The following is a 15,654-nucleotide window of genomic DNA, read 5'->3' on the forward strand; positions in this document are numbered from 1 at the left end:
ATGCAAAGGGCGAACGTAAGCGAGTTCATCTTGACCCTTGACATCCAATGATTTTATATCTTTTTGCCTTCCAGCGAGGACGGGGTCTGGGGCAGAGCCCCAGATTTTATATGACTTCCTGAAGTTGCTTATATTCCCCAAAGTAATATTCTGCTGGAGTTCTATAATCCAAAGACTGGTGTGGTCTCAGGTTGTTATAATACTCCACATATTCTCTTGTAATCTGCCTAAGCTGTTGTCCTGTTTCGCAATCTTCAAGATAAAGCTTTTCCCACTTATAGGAACGGAAAAACGTTCTATACGTCGGTTATCTAATGCTCTTCCTTTCCCATCCATGGATATCCTAATATTGTTACTTTTTAGCAGATTTATGTAGTCATCATTACTAAACTGTGATCCTTGATCACTGTTCATTATTTCAGGCTTGCCATACCGTTTTATCGCCTTTTGAATTGCCTCTATTACAAAACTCCGTTCCAATGTGTTTGATAGCTCAAATCCAACTATATAGCGGGAATACCAGTATATTATAGCTACCATATACATAAAACCACGTTTCATACGACAGTAGGTCACGTCTATTGACCATACCTGATTTGGATGATCTATATTTAAACCCCTTAACAAATATGGACACAAATATTTGCCATGTGTACGCTTGCTAAGGTTAGGTCCCGGACAAAAGCCGTGTATCCCCATTTCCAGCATGTAACGCCTGGTTCGCTTGCGATTGATGTGAATATGATAATCCCGGGTTAAAATATTTGTCATCCTTCGATAACCATACTCAGGGTGAGATGTATAAACCTCATCGATGATGCGTTTAATCAGGTATTCCTCATCTTTCACTGGAACTGGTTTGTAGTAAAGGCTCGTGCGATTTATCCCCAATAGTTCAGCTTGCCTTGCTATGCTGAGTTTCTTTTCGTCTCTGTCAATCATCTTTATACGGTCTTTACGGGATTTAGAGTCGGCCAGATTTTTTTTAAGCCAGGCAACTTCATAAGAAAGCTGGCCTATTTGCTTAAGTAGTTAATCCCTCTCCTTTTCATAAGATTGTTTGACCTTCTCCACTTCATCGGTTTCCTTGCTGAAAACTCTACCTGCATTATTTATGAATTCTGTCTTCCAGCGACTAAGCTGATTTGGATGAATTTCATATTTTGCAGCAATCTCGTTCAGTGTTTTTTCTTCCCTTGAGACCTCGATCACTATTTTTGCTTTTTCTTCTGGTGTAAAATGTCTTCTCTTTTCCATAATTCTATTCTAACTAATTCTGATTGATTTGTCTGTCTTAATTTCTGGTATCATTATAGTTCCGCAGCTTGGACATTTACAAGAGTCTCTGGTACTCATTGCAACTATATTTACTTTAACTTTAGTTTCTTTTTTGTATAATATCTTGTATTCTTCCATAGTTTCGACTTTATACCTTTCCTTTATTTAATAGAATAATTATAAAGGATTGCTAATTGTTATTCATCCGTAAATATTTACCACCAAAAGTGAGAGAGAACCAATTTTACTTGACATTCAATACATTCCCTTTTGGAATGTATGTCCTTCTGACAGGCTTAGGATGATATTTCCCTTCCATTAGTTCTTGCTGAATATCCTCCAGAAATTTATCCACTCCATTTTTCTCTATATCAGCAATACTTACTTGGTCAATACCTCCACTTCCACCGTTAGCTCTTACCCTTTTCCATGCTTCCATGAGTATATCTTTCCGATACACTTTATCATACAAAGCATGAAACCTTCTCTTACTGTTTAACTTGGCTGCAAGGTATAGTTTCCTTTGAAGTTGTCGAACTTTTTCTTTGGTGTTGTTAGCCTTATGGGCATTCACTCACTCTTACCTCCATTAGAATACTTGAATAAAGTAGAGTCTCTTCCCTCGTTACAGTTTTTTTGTCTGTAACTTCATCAGTACTATTGACTCCTCCGACTCCCTCTCTGCAAGCCTGCAGTTTCGCTTTCTCAGCTTATATGCGACTTCTTTACAGCTTACACTGTGCAAAGTAGGGTCTCTCCAATTCCGAACCACACTTTCAGTACATGTCGCCTCCCATACACCGAGGGATTCTTCAATGGTGCACTCCAAGTTCTTTCCATCTTCCATGGTCTTCACCCATAATGCCAAGGCTCGACTTCCCTTTTGCTTCTCTGTTACCAGAGACCCTTTTTGACAATACGGCAGAGTTCACTTTATGTTACGACCTGCACTTTCGATCGCTTCGCTATTTAAGCGAGTACTTTATCCTTCCGCTTAGCACTCCACATTACTGCGACGCATCGGAATTAGCTAACGGGCTTCTTGGCAATTACCCGTATCGGACTTTCACCGATAAGTGTGGTTCAACTTCGCTGGACGCACACATACAAAAAGAAGGTGCAATCTGCACCTTCTTTTTGTATTAAAGCCATTGTAATTCAATTAATATACTATGCAGCCATATCAAGCTCAAATGGAACAACCATGCTGGTTTGGGTTGATATGTCTATAAGTCTGTCATCTACTACAGGAGTAATGACTTTTAGCTTCTTTATTTCATTTATGATGACTTCTCTTACAGGTATATTGGTATCAAATGTGTTTTTGCCTTCTGTAAACATGATGTATTCATCTCCACCTGTAGCTTGGAAATCATTTGTCACTACCTTATAAACTTTATTTTCATCAAGAGGAGTGCCATCCAGCAATGTAATTTCAACTATTCTTTCTCCCCTTGGCTTTGATGAATCATATTTAACTTTTAAACCAGAAAACTGACCAGATCTAAATGTTTTTTCATTATTCAGTATTATGCCATGTTCTATAGCCTCTTTAACTTGTTTTCCTGTCAAATCAAATGTATATAGGGTATTATCAAAAGGCAACAACTCATACATCAATCCCATGGTAATATCTCCTTCAGGTATATCCCTTCTTAAGCCACCTCCATTCTGAATGGCTATATCCGCATTGACTGCTTTTCTCATTATGTCAGCAACAAAATTACCTACAGGTGAAACCTGAGTTACTGTTGTATCATGGTTAAAAGCTGCTGCAGCCTTTCCTATTACTTCATTCTTAATAGGACCTAATTTTTCCATTATTGTTTCAATATGTTTCTTCATATCACTATCTTCTTCTGCCTTAATAACATTACCATCAACAAAGGTTTCTATTTTGGTAACTTTCTTGTCAGCATCTAAGTAAATATCAATATGAGCAACTGATCTGCCGTTATAGTATGCTTGCACAACAGGAATTCCGTTAACCCTTCCATCTATGGTCTGATGAGAATGGCCGCATATGATGGCATCTACACCTTTTACCGCTTTGGCAAAATCTGCTGCTTCACCTGTGATTTCTTTTGTATTCATATCCTGCATTGCTCCCAAATGACTGAGCACAACAATTAAATCAGCACCTGCCTTCTTAACTTCAGGCACCAGAGCATTAACAGTCTCAACAGGATCTCTAAAGTCATAGGGTTCCACTATCTCAGCTTTTGTCTTAGTAAGTGTTTCCGGGGTTGCAATTCCAATTATGCCAACCTTAACTCCCTTTCTCTCCAATATTGTGTATGGCTCTACAAAGCTGGCCGTCTTTCCGGTTTTCTTGTCAATTATGTTGGCTCCTAGGAATGGGAACTTACTTTGAGATTTTAACTTTTCTAGAGCTTCTATACCCCAGTCAAATTCATGGTTGCCAATAGCCATGGCCTCAAAGCCCATCATGTTCATCATTTGCTGAACAGGCTCCCCGTACATAAGATTGGAATCTGCTGTGCCCTGGTACATGTCTCCTGCACTTAAAATTATAGTACCTTCCGGATTAGCTGCCTTTTCAGTCTTGAAATACCCAGCTAATCTTGCTGCTCCAGGATTCTTTCCATTTTCAACAATATTACCATGGAAATCGTTTATGGATAGCAAGCTTATTACTGTCGTACCTTTAACCTTTCCAAGTTTAGCCAGGTCATTTATGTTTACAGATTTTACATTAGGAGTTCTTCCATCAAAGGATGTAGGTATTTTTATTTCTCCAGATTTAATTTGATCATAATACTCTTTATATTTCTCGTAATCAAAGTTAGTACCTATTATCCTCCAGTTGTTATCAACGGTAGGAGTTACAACACCTTTTTTAACTTCCTGTACATATTTCAGAACCAAGGTCCTCAGTGACTCTTGTGCACCTTCTTCTTCTTTTGAAGGATAAAATTTATCTTCATCTTTAGCAAGCCCCAAAGTCTTCAATGTTCCAAAACGATAATCATTTATAGCTAGCTTATACACAGCATCATCTTTTACTGGTTCGCCTTTGTATGTAAGATTTACTATTCGGCTTCCTGCAGGCTTAGATATATCTATCTCATAGTTAACTCCGGCGAACATATCATAATTGTAGGCCCTGATATCAGGATTGAAGCTTATGGTCAGGTCTCCTTCCTTATACTGGTTATAATAGCTTGCAGACCATTCCATATAGGCCTTCAGATTCTTTCCTGTAATATTGATTCCTACCAAAGTATTATTGTCATATTTGTATATCTTAGCCGCATCTTGCAGTCTGAACGAACCTGCTTTCACATTGGCATCAATATCGAACAATGCAGCTCCAGAGATATCCGCCTTTGAATAGTACATCTGAACTTCATTTATCAAGTCAGTTATGGCGTTATCTTCCAACTGGGCCCTTGGCATTGTTGTAATTTTATCTTCACCAGTAAAGTAATCTACGCCTTTCACAAAATCTTCAGTGACTTTACCTACTTCTCTTGCAGCCTCTTTTTTTGATGTTTCATCTACATAAGCAAACTTCTCCAATATGCCTTTATCAGCTTCTGTTTCAGCAGTTACATCTATATTCTTGGTTGCAACTTCTTTTACAACCCATTTGTCTCCTTCTTTAACCAAGTTGATATCAGCTTTAGCCAGCGTTACACCATTAGTTCCTGGCTCTATAAGTTTTACACCGGTGCTGGATTCAATATTATCAAATTTTGCATGCTTATGACCGCAGAATATTACATTGAATTGTGGCAGTGCCTCAGCTATAGGCAATGCACCGTCTGAATCACCCTTTTCCGCAGTATCTCCTAGATGAAACGCTCCCACCAAAACATCATATTTCCCCTCTAACTCTTTTACAACCTTTTTTGCTTCTTCAAGAGGATCAGTAAAAGTCAATCCTTTGAACCGATCAGGATTGCTTGATTCCCATATTGGAATGTGAGGTGTTATTATGCCTACTACCGCAACTCTTACTCCGTCTTTTTCAAATATCTTATAAGGTTCAAATGCACGGGTTCCATCTTCTTTATATATATTTGCGACCAGTACACTTCCTTTGAAAGCATCAACATTTCTATTCAAGAAATCCAGGCTGAAGTTAAACTCATGGTTACCTAAAACCCATGCATCATATCCTATATAGTTTAACGCCTCCACCATAGGATGCACAGGCTGATCATTGAATAAGTCAGCCAGGTTCCCTTGGACTAAATCACCACAATCAACAAGAATGGTATTTGGATTATTACTTCTTTCTGCCTTAATCAATGTCTGAATCTTGGCAAGCCCTGATTTTTCATCAGCTTTGCCGGCGGCATATTCCCAAGGATATAGTCTTCCATGCAAATCGCTTGTTGCCATTATAGTGATGGTTTTTGTGCTATTGTCTTGAGCCAATACAGTATTAATTGGCAATAGCATTGAAAATACCATCAAGAGCGTAAGCAATATGCTTACATATTTTAGTCCCTTTCTCATCATAATACCCCCATTTATTTTTTTATGTATATAAATATACATATCAAGTATAATTTTACCATAACATCCACCATGTCTCAAAAATATTTAAGAACAAAAAAAGACAGGTTATCTGAATAACCTGTCATATATTCCATGTTTTTTTATTTGTACTGCCTTTTTTGGACATAGTTCGTGACAACAGAAACATCTTATGCATTTGCTCAAGTCTACCACCGGTTTGCCTGTATCCATGCTTATTACTTTAGGAGGGCAACTCTTTTCACAAATTCTACATGATACACAGGTGTTATGATCAAATACAGGTCTTGGTCTTAAATTATCCATCACCCATTTTTCAACAACCTTTGGTATTCTTCCACCGATAAAATTCACATTTAGTGATCTTGGCAGCTTAAAGGGCTTTATATTTATATCTGAAGGCCTCAAGCAAGTATATTCAATATCACCATCATCACAAGAAAATAATCCTCTGCTCTTTGCTTCTATCATAGTAGGTACCATAGAAGGATTTATTCCTATCACTCTTAATGCGCTAAAATCCAAGGCATAAGGATTTTGGGCAGCCATGATTATTCCTACATGTCTCTTATCTCCTGCAGAAGGTCCATCCCCTTCCATTCCATCTATGCCATCTATAATTGAAAACAGTGGCTTTGCATATTCACATATATCTACCAAATGAGCGGCAAAATTAGCCACATCATTCATTTTCAGATGATAGTCCGCCTTAATTATGCCTGGAATTATGCCGAAAAGGTTTTTCACAGCTCCTGTATATGTCATCATAGCATGGGTTTTCAGTTTGGCAACGGATACAATAAAATCAGCATCTTCAACTACCTTTATGACCTGCATCTTCTTGAGCATTTTCCCATGCTCATTATGTACCTCTGTTATAGAAACATCGTAGTTTAAGTTGCATTTTGTCCTCTCTGCCACTTGAGTCATTCCTGTGGATTTATATATGCCCCTCAGTAACCATTCTGTATATGGTCCTCCTGGGCTATCACCCAATGTCACTTCACACCCACATTGCTGCAAATATCTAACAACGGCTTCAGCCACAGAAGGATGTGTTGTTACTGCATCATCCGGATTATTCTTCTTAAGAAGATTAACCTTCACCAAAACCTTGCTTCCCGGCTTTATTCTTTCTTTTAATCCCTTCAGAGACTCCAAGCATTGGAATAGGGCTTTTTCCACATTTTCATAAGCATAATCACTGCATCTTGCTATTCCAACCTGTTCCAATATTCTCTGCACTCCTTATAACACAAATTTACGTATGACCTGAGCTACACCATCTTCATCGTAATTTCCAGTGACATAATCAGCTTTCTCCTTTAAAGCCTCAACCCCATTGCCCATTGCTACGCCTAAACCGGCATATTCTATCATGCTTATGTCGTTTTCATTATCACCTATAGCTATTATCTCATCTCGTTTAATACCATATATTTCTGCCAGTATCTTTATGGCATTGCCTTTATTTATACCCTTGTTCATCACTTCAAGATTGTCCTTTAGGGATTGGCTCACGGATACTTTGCCAGTCTTCTTGATATTTTCTCTTATGTATGCCAGCTTTTCACAGTCATCATCAACTACAACAGCCTTGAGAATCTTTCCTTTCTCTTCTTCTACAGTCCTTTCAATGGAATCTACAACTCTGATATTTATCCTGTCTTCCGGGTTTAGTTTTTGGTTCCAATCATAGTATCTTCGGGAAATATTGATTATCTTCTCAGTATATACAGTATCCTGTGAATATAAATGGCAGTATAGACCTTTTTTTTTGCATAACCTTATCATTTCCAAAGCCACTTCATCAAGGAGTATGCTCTGGAACATTATTTTATTGGTTACATCTTCTTTTATTATTGCTCCGTTGCTAGCGATTATAGGTGTGTTTATTCCAAGCAATCTTGTATAAAATCTTGCTGAAGAATATATTCTTCCTGTTGCAACTACTAGGTGTACCCCCTTCTTGGCAGCCTCAGCCAAAGCCTCTTTATTTCCCGGGGAAACTTCTTTATTTTTATTCAGAAGGGTGTAATCCATGTCCATCACTACCATCTTGTAGTTGGTTTGATTCGTCAGCATTTTTACTTTCCTCTCCTTGTTCATTAGCATCATTTTGCTTAGATGATGCGGCTAACTTTAATAAGTATTCAGGTATATTCCTATTATCAGTCCATATCTTTGCATATTCGCTATATGGCAGCTGTTTAAAATCTCCCACATATTTTGGGCTTCCTATCTCAATTGTAAAACCAGGTTTGCCGTATTCCTGAACAAACCAATCCTTCATTCCACCGGCTGTTATACGAGTCATATCTAATCGGTATCCTGTTATTTTACTTATTCCTTGACCTATGGCTAAATCACGTTTTTCTTGTTCTTCATTTTGATAAGCATACCAGAATATAACTTCCCCTGCTGAGTGATATGCAATACATACTTCAAAATCATTTTTCTCACATAGATCTTTAACTATATTAGTTTCAACTTCACTGAAAGGCGTTTTTCCCTTGTAGTTTCTATTGGCAGGTTTACCTGGATCATCTTTAATATAATCCCATCTCATGGGGTAGTTTCTATTCAGGTCTACACCTTTCCCATTAGCCTTCCAACCCAAAAAACTATTTTTTGATGATGAGTTACCTATAGTTATGACATTTGAAGGAACTGTCGCATATCCTCGTGCAATACTTATTCCGTCTGGATTTACCATTGGAAGGAATACTATGGATACTTCATTGAATAATTCTTGCAATTCTTTATCATATTGATATTTATTGACCAAATAATCAATTTGATTCATAACAAGCAATGTTGTCATGTATTCTTTTCCATGATGTGAAGCATTAATAAATACGCTCTTGTCACCTTTACCAATCTTCAGGTAAAGTATCTCATTTCCCATATAGGAATCGCCTGCTTTTTCAACAGTGACGAGGGAAGGGTATTTTTCTCCATAATTAAAAAGAAGGCTGTTTACATCATTTATAAAATCCTTACTGTGGTATAGCTTATCTGGATAAAATCTGATTTCTTCGCCATGTATGATAGTAGCATTTGCAATTACAAAGATAAGTGTGATAGTTATTAAGTTTTTTAGTTTGTTTATATTGATACCCCCCATTATATTAATGTCCTTGTCCATACTGCCAATTCTATTTTATTACTATTTCACTAGCATTACAAGGCAAATGAACCAGTAATGGATCAATAAAAAGGCTGCCTGTAGGATAAAAAACCTTCCCGTCAATTGACGAGAAGGTTTTAATTATACTTCCGCTTTTAATTTATTAATCAGATTCATGATCTCCTCCACAGCTTCATCTACTGGAACCTTTAAGGAAATGCTCTTATCTCTGGTTGCTATTTCAACACAATTTTCTTTCATGTTTCTTGGGCTGGCTACGACTCTAACAGGCACTCCAAGCAAATCTGCATCGGAAAACATGACACCGGTACTAACATTTCTATCGTCATATATTACTTCTATATTATGCTTCAATAGTTCTTCATACAATTTATCTGCCACTTTCTTCACTTCCAAATTATCTGGCCGAACGCAACACAAGTGTACCTGCCAAGGTGCTATGGATATAGGCCAGATTGGCCCATAAGAATCATGATGAGCCTCACATATTGATGCCACCAATCGCCCGATTCCAATTCCATAACAACCCATTATAGGGCATTGAGATTTTCCTTCTTTATCCAAATATTGCATTCCCATGGCTTCAGTATATTTAGTGCCAATCTGAAGCATAGTACCTAATTCTATTCCTTTTGATATTTTTATACTATGCCTGCCGCACTTAGGGCAGATGCTGCCATCTTTAATTTTGGCAAAATCATGAAACTCTACATTTCCACAGTCCCGCTCAACGTCCAGTCCTGTATAATGATAGTCAAAAATATTTGCTCCACTGCACATATTGTTGGTATTTTTCAGTGATTTATCAAATAGAACCGTATAACCCTCCTTTAAGTTATATGGTCCAATAAAGCCTGGGGTTATTCCAGAATCTTCTGTAATGATAGCCGGTCTGATATCATCTCCCAGATAATTCTTAAGCTTTGTTTCACTTACATCCAAATCTCCACGAATAAATAAAATTACATAGTCATCATTTGAATTTTTCTGATACACTACCGCTTTATAAGTTTTTTCCTTTGGTAAATTCAAAAATCTGCATAAATCTTCAATAGTACGAATATCAGGAGTATGGACAAGTTTTATTTCTTCAGAAACCTCACTTCTTTTATTTTCTACAATTGATTCTGCTGTTTCTGCATCCGCACGATAATCACACTCGGAGCATAAAGCAACAGTATCTTCTCCTACCGGATTAATAAACATAAATTTATGGCACATGTTGCTACCCGTAGACGAAACCGCTGCTATTATTTCAGGTATACCTACCCTCTTAAAAATTTTCTCGTAAGCTTCAAAGAATTTGCTGTAGTATTCATTCAAATCTTCCCAAGTTGTATGGAAAGAGTACGCATCCTTCATCATAAACTCTCGTGCTCTTATAAGACCGTTTCGGGGACGGGCTTCATCTCTAACTTTTGTTTGTATCTGATAAAGCATAAAAGGATACTTTGCATAGCTTTGTCCGTATTCACGAACAAGATGGACAACTGCTTCTTCATGTGACATAGCAAGAACAAGTGGTCCATTGTTTCTATCCTTCAAGGGAAGCAATTCTTTTCCTGCATCTTCATATCTCCCTGATTCCTCCCATAGGGATGCAGGCAATAAAACAGGTAACTGTACCTCTTGCCCATCTATTGCATCCATTTCTTCACGGATAATTTGCTCTATTTTTCTTGTTATACGACGTAAAGGTGTATATGACGAGTAAATTCCACTAGCAACTTGCTTCATATAGCCGCCTCTGATCATCAATCCATGACTTTCGATTTCACAATCCGCCGGCATTTCCTTAAATCTGTCTCCAACAAGCTTTTCAAGTTTCATGTCTTTACCTCCATACTATGTAAAATACTAAAGCCCTAAGTCTAATAAATCAACTTAGGGCGAATATACAAACCGCGGTACCACCTAATTTCAGAAGAAATCTTCTGCACTCAATGCTTTTCCTTTTAACGCAGGAAATGCGATGAAGCCTACTTGAATAATCGTTGGGTTCATAGCTCAAAGGTGGGTTCAGCCCTTTTTCATTAAAGATTTTCACCAACCATCTTCTCTCTGAAAAATCCAAAAAGCCTACTATCCCTTTTCATAGCCGATAACATTAAATTTTTTAAAATTGTAACAAATAAAGTACTGAATGTCAATGTGATTTCCTTAATAAAAAGTATCAATTGCTCTTGGATTTAAAACGCTTTATTCCTTTATATTTATGCAAATCATTAAATATAAAAGTTATCCCGTGAACTTTTAAGTGATTTAACACATATTAATAAAAATATTCTATTCAAAAATTATATTCTTAATTTTAATAAAATCTAACTTTGGCTCGATTATGTATTCTACCCCATCTTTTTCGAATAAAAAAGGACCTATTATCAATTCTATTAATTGCCCTTTATCGTTAGTAACGGTACTTGTGGTTCCACCATCATAGCTGAAACCTGTATCTTCAAATCCTTCTATCAGACGAGTAACAGTGAAATCATTGGATGATATCCTGTTTTTATAATTAATCGGTTCAATCTCTATATGTGCATCCTTAAAAAGCTTTCTGGATTCCACTACGTCCTCCTTTGTAACTATATGATAGTATATGATATTCATATCCTTATCATATAAAAGTACCACATTAGTAACTTTATCCATGTTGTTACTGCTTCTTATTCCTCTAGCATCAATGGATTCCGGTTTTGATTTACTGTTTAGCATTTCATAAACAGCTATGAATCTCCCATTCCCGTCTATGCCAGAATTACCATATATTCTTGCAAATTCAACTTCAGGAAGCTTGTTCTTATCTACAAATACTACTAAACTTTCTTGGTCAGGACTAATTATCGTTAGACCTTTCTTCGCTTCTTTTATTCTATTCAATACATGATGATCAGTTATCTTTTTATCCAAATCATCTGCGAGAAAGCTTTTATAATACCAGTTTTCTTCATCTGCATAGAAGCATACCAGCAGATATTTCTTTTTTAAGTGAGAACCTTTAGTCTCTAGTATGTTTATGGATTTTCCATCCAAATTCAATAAGTTGTTTCGCCCGCTGTTTACGGCACTGATAAGCTTTTCCTCAGATTTGTATTCCTCTTCAGACGCAGAAGACAATCCTAAAGTATTTAAACTTTTTATAGCTGCCGGTATTTTATCAATGTCAATAATCAGGTTTCCTTTGCTGTCTATTTCTATACCTTGTTCTATTTTATTCAAATTGATATAAACTTCTTTATAAGGTTTGAATTCAACTTCAATTTCTCCTTCTTTTACAAAGTCAGCAAATCCTCCATACCCTATAGGATTATTAGTTTCATCAAAAAGAGTTATTAATGTATATCCACTATATACAGTAACATAACTGCCTTCCTGTTTGTTATAAATTAAAGCTCTTTGCCGATTCGCCTTCTGTATATCACTATTTAGAGTGAAATATGCATCCATATCATCTATGGGTTTATCTAAGCCCAGGACATGGATTTTGCTAAAGGCTTTAAATTCTTCAGGCAAGGTAGATATATCTATTTTGATATTATGTATACCTTTATTGTAGTCTTTAAATACTAACTTAGTCATTTTGACCTTTTCCTTCTTTAATTCATCGGGAATTACGTCTTTTGCCTCAGATTTTTCTATAACGCCTTCCCTTATTAACTTATCTAGCAGAGTTTCATCCGTATCCTTAAGTTTAATCTTCAATGCATTGTATGAAATATGTACCATGTGACATCTGAGAAAGCCTTTTTCCTTAGAGATTTCATCATCATTTATCAGTAATATCTCCTGAGCTTTTTCCAAAGCATTGTTCCAGGAAAAATCTCCTATTTTGTCATCATAACCTAATGCTCTTAATACAAAAGTGATATAAACATTATAATCCGTCAGATTATCTGCTCCAAATCTATTGCTTCCGACTCCAGTAGTCAGCTTTTTTTCATACATATAACCAACATAGGCTCCCGCCCATTCTGGTACATCTGTAAACGGATGTGGATAATTCTTCTCTAATGCCTCTTTTTCCTTTCCAAGAAGCCTTATAAGCATAACAGCGCTCTCTAATCTGCTCGGTGCTCTATCTAATTGATATCCGCCATTTACTCCCTTCAATAACCCCATAGAGTTCAAAATTGCTGCTTCTTCTTCGTAATTTGCTTCTACAATATCAGCTCCTACATATACGAAACTTAACGACATCATGCAGCAAATAATAAAAATTGTTAATCCTATTTTCTTCATTATAAAACCTGCCTTTCTTAGTAAAACTGATAAAAGCTGCTACATTAATTACTTCTATGAATTTGCGATAATTCCTTTGAAAGTCTAATAGATAATGCTTATAATATTTTTATAACTCCTTATAAACTAGAATGGGAAGGTCAGATTGTAGCTGTTGAGGCAAGGCATGGAACGCTTTTGGATGTAAAAATTCACCCCGATGTTCTATAAATGCCATCGGGGTATTAAAGTTGTTTTATTATACCAGAGTTAATACTTGGAATGTGTTTTTCTATGCAAAGAGTATACACTCATAAAACCATTTTTTTATGTTCTACACAGACATACTCAAAAAATCATGCAATGGAAAGGATATGAACAATGAAATATATTAAACAATTTGGAATCATTCTATCAATCACTTGTATAGGAGAAATATTAAAATATTTCATCCATCTCCCTATCCCTGCCAGTATTTATGGTCTTATAATATTATTATTACTACTGATGACTAATATTGTTAAAATTGATGATGTACAAGACACAGGCAATTTTTTAATTAATATAATGCCATTGATGTTTATTCCTGGGGCAGTAAAGTTGACTACTTTATGGGATCAATTAAAAAGCATCTGGCTTCCAATCATAATTACTACTTTTGCTACAACTTTTATTGTAATGATTGCAACAGGAAAATCTGCCGAACTAATTTTGAAGTGGGAGAGGAAATCCAATGAACCAAATATTCGCTAATTCAACAGCCTTTGGCTTTGTACTTACTTTAATCGCATATGGTATAGGTGTATATCTGAAAAAGAAATTGCACTATCAGATTTTCAACCCCATACTTATTGCCATTGTTGTCATTATTGGATTTTTATCTTTTTTTAATGTTGACTATGAAAACTACAATAGCAGTGCACAATATATAAGCTATTTCCTCACTCCAGCTACAGTAAGCCTTGCCATTCCCCTATATCGTCAAATCAGCTTGCTTAAAAGGAATTTAAAGGCTATTATAGTAGGTATTCTGTCGGGTGTGCTATCAAGTATGGTTAGTGTTTGGGGATTCTCAAAATTATTTGGATTTACCCACATTGAATACGTAACGTTGCTTCCTAAATCTGTGACAACAGCTATCGGCATGGGCATATCAGAAGAATTGGGAGGACTTGTCAGCATTACAGTTGCTACCATCATTATTACCGGAATAATAGGCAATGTGTTCTCAAACATTCTATTTAAATGTTTTAATATTGTTGAACCAATAGCAAAAGGACTTTCCCTTGGAACAGCCTCTCATGCTATAGGGACATCAAAAGCCATGGAATTGGGAGAAATCGAAGGGGCCATGAGCAGCTTGTCAATTGTTGTATCAGGGCTGCTAACTGTAATTATAGCCCCGCTATTCTCAAATTTGATATAATAATATAAAAGTATAAATTTCCTTAATTTATACTTTCCGTTAAAAGCATTTCAAGAAAGGCTTCCTTGATTGTTAAAATGCTTCCAAAGGAAGCCTTTCTTATAACCTGCTTATATGTTCCTATGTCAACCTGTATTTGTGTCATATAAGCATCATCTGTATAAACTACGAAGTAACTCTATCTCCTTCTGATATCCAGACAAATCATTAGGAGTCTCCAATATAAAAGGCAGATCCCTTAGCTTTGAATGATTTATAATTCTCTCCATTGCCTCAATGCCAATTTTACCTTCACCTATACGGGCATGGCGATCCTTATGGCTTCCCATATGATTCATACTGTCATTAATATGGATGGCATATAGACGATGAAGTCCAATGATGTCATCAAATTTCTCCAAAACTTCCTCCAGATTCTCTACGATGTCATATCCACCATCATATACATGGCAAGTATCCAAACAGACTCCAATATGTTCCGTCAAATGGACTTTATCTAAAATTGCCTTCAGTTCCTCAAAACAGCCACCAATCTCACTGCCTTTTCCAGCCATGGTTTCTAGCAATACCTTTGTCTTTTGTTGTGGCTTTAATAAGTCATTGAGAATCTCTGCAATTAATTCAATGCCCTTATCAACACCCTGTCCCACATGGCTTCCGGGATGAAAATTATACAGTGTTCCCGGCAAGTATTCAAGGATAGCTAAATCCTCTTCTATTATCATATAAGCAAAGTTTCTCACCTTTGGATCTGCTGAAGCAGGGTTGAGGGTGTATGGTGCATGGGCAATCAAGGGAGCAAAATTGTATTCTTCCTTCATTTTTTGCAAATCTGATATATCTTCTTCATCCAGTTTTCTTGCCTTCCCGCCTCTAGGGTTACGGGTAAAAAATTGAAATGTACTGGCTCCAATTGAAAGAGCCTCATTTCCCATATGAGCATAACCCTTAGAAACAGATAAGTGGCAACCAATATTCAACATAAATTTTCCTCCTAATTGCTCAGCTAACATCAATATCTTTTAATATACCCCATTTTTCTAAAAGACAAAAGTCTTCTATCCATTAAGAT

At 36.4% G+C, this 15,654-nt stretch carries 11 protein-coding genes, 1 pseudogene and 1 other annotated feature; of the genes and pseudogenes, 2 read left to right on the forward strand and 10 right to left on the reverse strand.

Annotation, left to right across the window (positions count from 1 at the left end):
- Positions 1-106: 106 nt before the first annotated feature.
- The 9 genes and pseudogenes from BUB48_RS15600 to BUB48_RS15645 all read right to left on the reverse strand — a co-directional run bounded on the left by BUB48_RS15600 (position 107) and on the right by BUB48_RS15645 (position 13,177).
- A pseudogene (locus tag BUB48_RS15600) lies at positions 107-1,257 on the reverse strand (IS3 family transposase).
- A gap of 265 nt (positions 1,258-1,522) precedes the next feature.
- Positions 1,523-1,852, reverse strand: a complete 330-nt coding sequence (locus BUB48_RS15610) for a reverse transcriptase family protein (protein ID WP_073027469.1) — start codon at positions 1,850-1,852, stop codon at positions 1,523-1,525.
- A 51-nt stretch (positions 1,853-1,903) separates the two neighbouring features.
- Entirely contained in the window at positions 1,904-2,125 is a 222-nt protein-coding gene (locus BUB48_RS15615; protein WP_139250012.1) for a hypothetical protein, read from the reverse strand.
- Between the two features lie 323 nt (positions 2,126-2,448).
- Positions 2,449-5,769, reverse strand: coding sequence for a 5'-nucleotidase C-terminal domain-containing protein (locus BUB48_RS15620; protein ID WP_175548441.1), 3,321 nt, complete (start codon positions 5,767-5,769; stop codon positions 2,449-2,451).
- Positions 5,770-5,874: 105 nt separating this feature from the next.
- On the reverse strand, positions 5,875-7,020 hold the full coding sequence (locus tag BUB48_RS15625; RefSeq protein WP_073027475.1) for a DUF362 domain-containing protein: 1,146 nt from the start codon (positions 7,018-7,020) through the stop codon (positions 5,875-5,877).
- Between the two features lie 15 nt (positions 7,021-7,035).
- On the reverse strand, positions 7,036-7,872 hold the full coding sequence (locus BUB48_RS15630; RefSeq protein ID WP_073027477.1) for a Cof-type HAD-IIB family hydrolase: 837 nt from the start codon (positions 7,870-7,872) through the stop codon (positions 7,036-7,038).
- Complete coding sequence (locus BUB48_RS15635) at positions 7,808-8,935, reverse strand: M14 family zinc carboxypeptidase (RefSeq protein WP_073027479.1); 1,128 nt, start codon at positions 8,933-8,935, stop codon at positions 7,808-7,810. The genes BUB48_RS15630 and BUB48_RS15635 overlap by 65 nt, the downstream gene beginning before the upstream one ends.
- Before the next feature lie 123 nt (positions 8,936-9,058).
- Positions 9,059-10,768, reverse strand: coding sequence for a proline--tRNA ligase (locus BUB48_RS15640; protein ID WP_073027483.1), 1,710 nt, complete (start codon positions 10,766-10,768; stop codon positions 9,059-9,061).
- A gap of 52 nt (positions 10,769-10,820) precedes the next feature.
- Positions 10,821-11,043, reverse strand: a binding site (T-box leader).
- A gap of 181 nt (positions 11,044-11,224) precedes the next feature.
- Complete coding sequence (locus BUB48_RS15645; RefSeq protein WP_073027485.1) at positions 11,225-13,177, reverse strand: hypothetical protein; 1,953 nt, start codon at positions 13,175-13,177, stop codon at positions 11,225-11,227.
- Between the two features lie 360 nt (positions 13,178-13,537).
- Here BUB48_RS15645 and BUB48_RS15650 point away from each other — a divergent pair, with 360 nt between their 5' ends.
- Together BUB48_RS15650 and BUB48_RS15655 are read left to right on the forward strand one after the other, a co-directional pair.
- Positions 13,538-13,909, forward strand: coding sequence for a CidA/LrgA family protein (locus tag BUB48_RS15650; RefSeq protein WP_073027487.1), 372 nt, complete (start codon positions 13,538-13,540; stop codon positions 13,907-13,909).
- Positions 13,890-14,582 carry an LrgB family protein gene (locus tag BUB48_RS15655; RefSeq protein WP_073027489.1) on the forward strand — a complete coding sequence of 231 codons (693 nt, stop codon included), beginning with the start codon at positions 13,890-13,892 and terminating at the stop codon, positions 14,580-14,582. Before BUB48_RS15650 ends, BUB48_RS15655 begins: the two co-directional genes overlap by 20 nt.
- A gap of 152 nt (positions 14,583-14,734) precedes the next feature.
- On the opposite strand, the gene BUB48_RS15660 is transcribed toward BUB48_RS15655, so the two are convergent.
- Complete coding sequence (locus BUB48_RS15660) at positions 14,735-15,565, reverse strand: deoxyribonuclease IV (RefSeq protein WP_073027492.1); 831 nt, start codon at positions 15,563-15,565, stop codon at positions 14,735-14,737.
- Between the last annotated feature and the right edge of the window lie 89 nt (positions 15,566-15,654).

The organism is Lutispora thermophila DSM 19022 (assembly GCF_900142105.1).
Classification (GTDB): domain Bacteria; phylum Bacillota; class Clostridia; order Lutisporales; family Lutisporaceae; genus Lutispora; species Lutispora thermophila.

Excerpts from the sequence above, each read along its gene's own strand:
- BUB48_RS15655 (WP_073027489.1), top strand. The coding sequence starts at position 13,890 with ATGAACCAAATATTCGCTAATTCAACAGCCTTTGGCTTTGTACTTACT.
- BUB48_RS15620 (WP_175548441.1), bottom strand. The coding sequence starts at position 5,769 with ATGATGAGAAAGGGACTAAAATATGTAAGCATATTGCTTACGCTCTTG.
- BUB48_RS15640 (WP_073027483.1), bottom strand. The coding sequence starts at position 10,768 with ATGAAACTTGAAAAGCTTGTTGGAGACAGATTTAAGGAAATGCCGGCG.
- BUB48_RS15650 (WP_073027487.1), top strand. The coding sequence starts at position 13,538 with ATGAAATATATTAAACAATTTGGAATCATTCTATCAATCACTTGTATA.
- BUB48_RS15645 (WP_073027485.1), bottom strand. The coding sequence starts at position 13,177 with ATGAAGAAAATAGGATTAACAATTTTTATTATTTGCTGCATGATGTCG.
- BUB48_RS15615 (WP_139250012.1), bottom strand. The coding sequence starts at position 2,125 with ATGGAAGATGGAAAGAACTTGGAGTGCACCATTGAAGAATCCCTCGGT.
- BUB48_RS15630 (WP_073027477.1), bottom strand. The coding sequence starts at position 7,872 with ATGCTGACGAATCAAACCAACTACAAGATGGTAGTGATGGACATGGAT.
- BUB48_RS15635 (WP_073027479.1), bottom strand. The coding sequence starts at position 8,935 with ATGGACAAGGACATTAATATAATGGGGGGTATCAATATAAACAAACTA.
- BUB48_RS15660 (WP_073027492.1), bottom strand. The coding sequence starts at position 15,565 with ATGTTGAATATTGGTTGCCACTTATCTGTTTCTAAGGGTTATGCTCAT.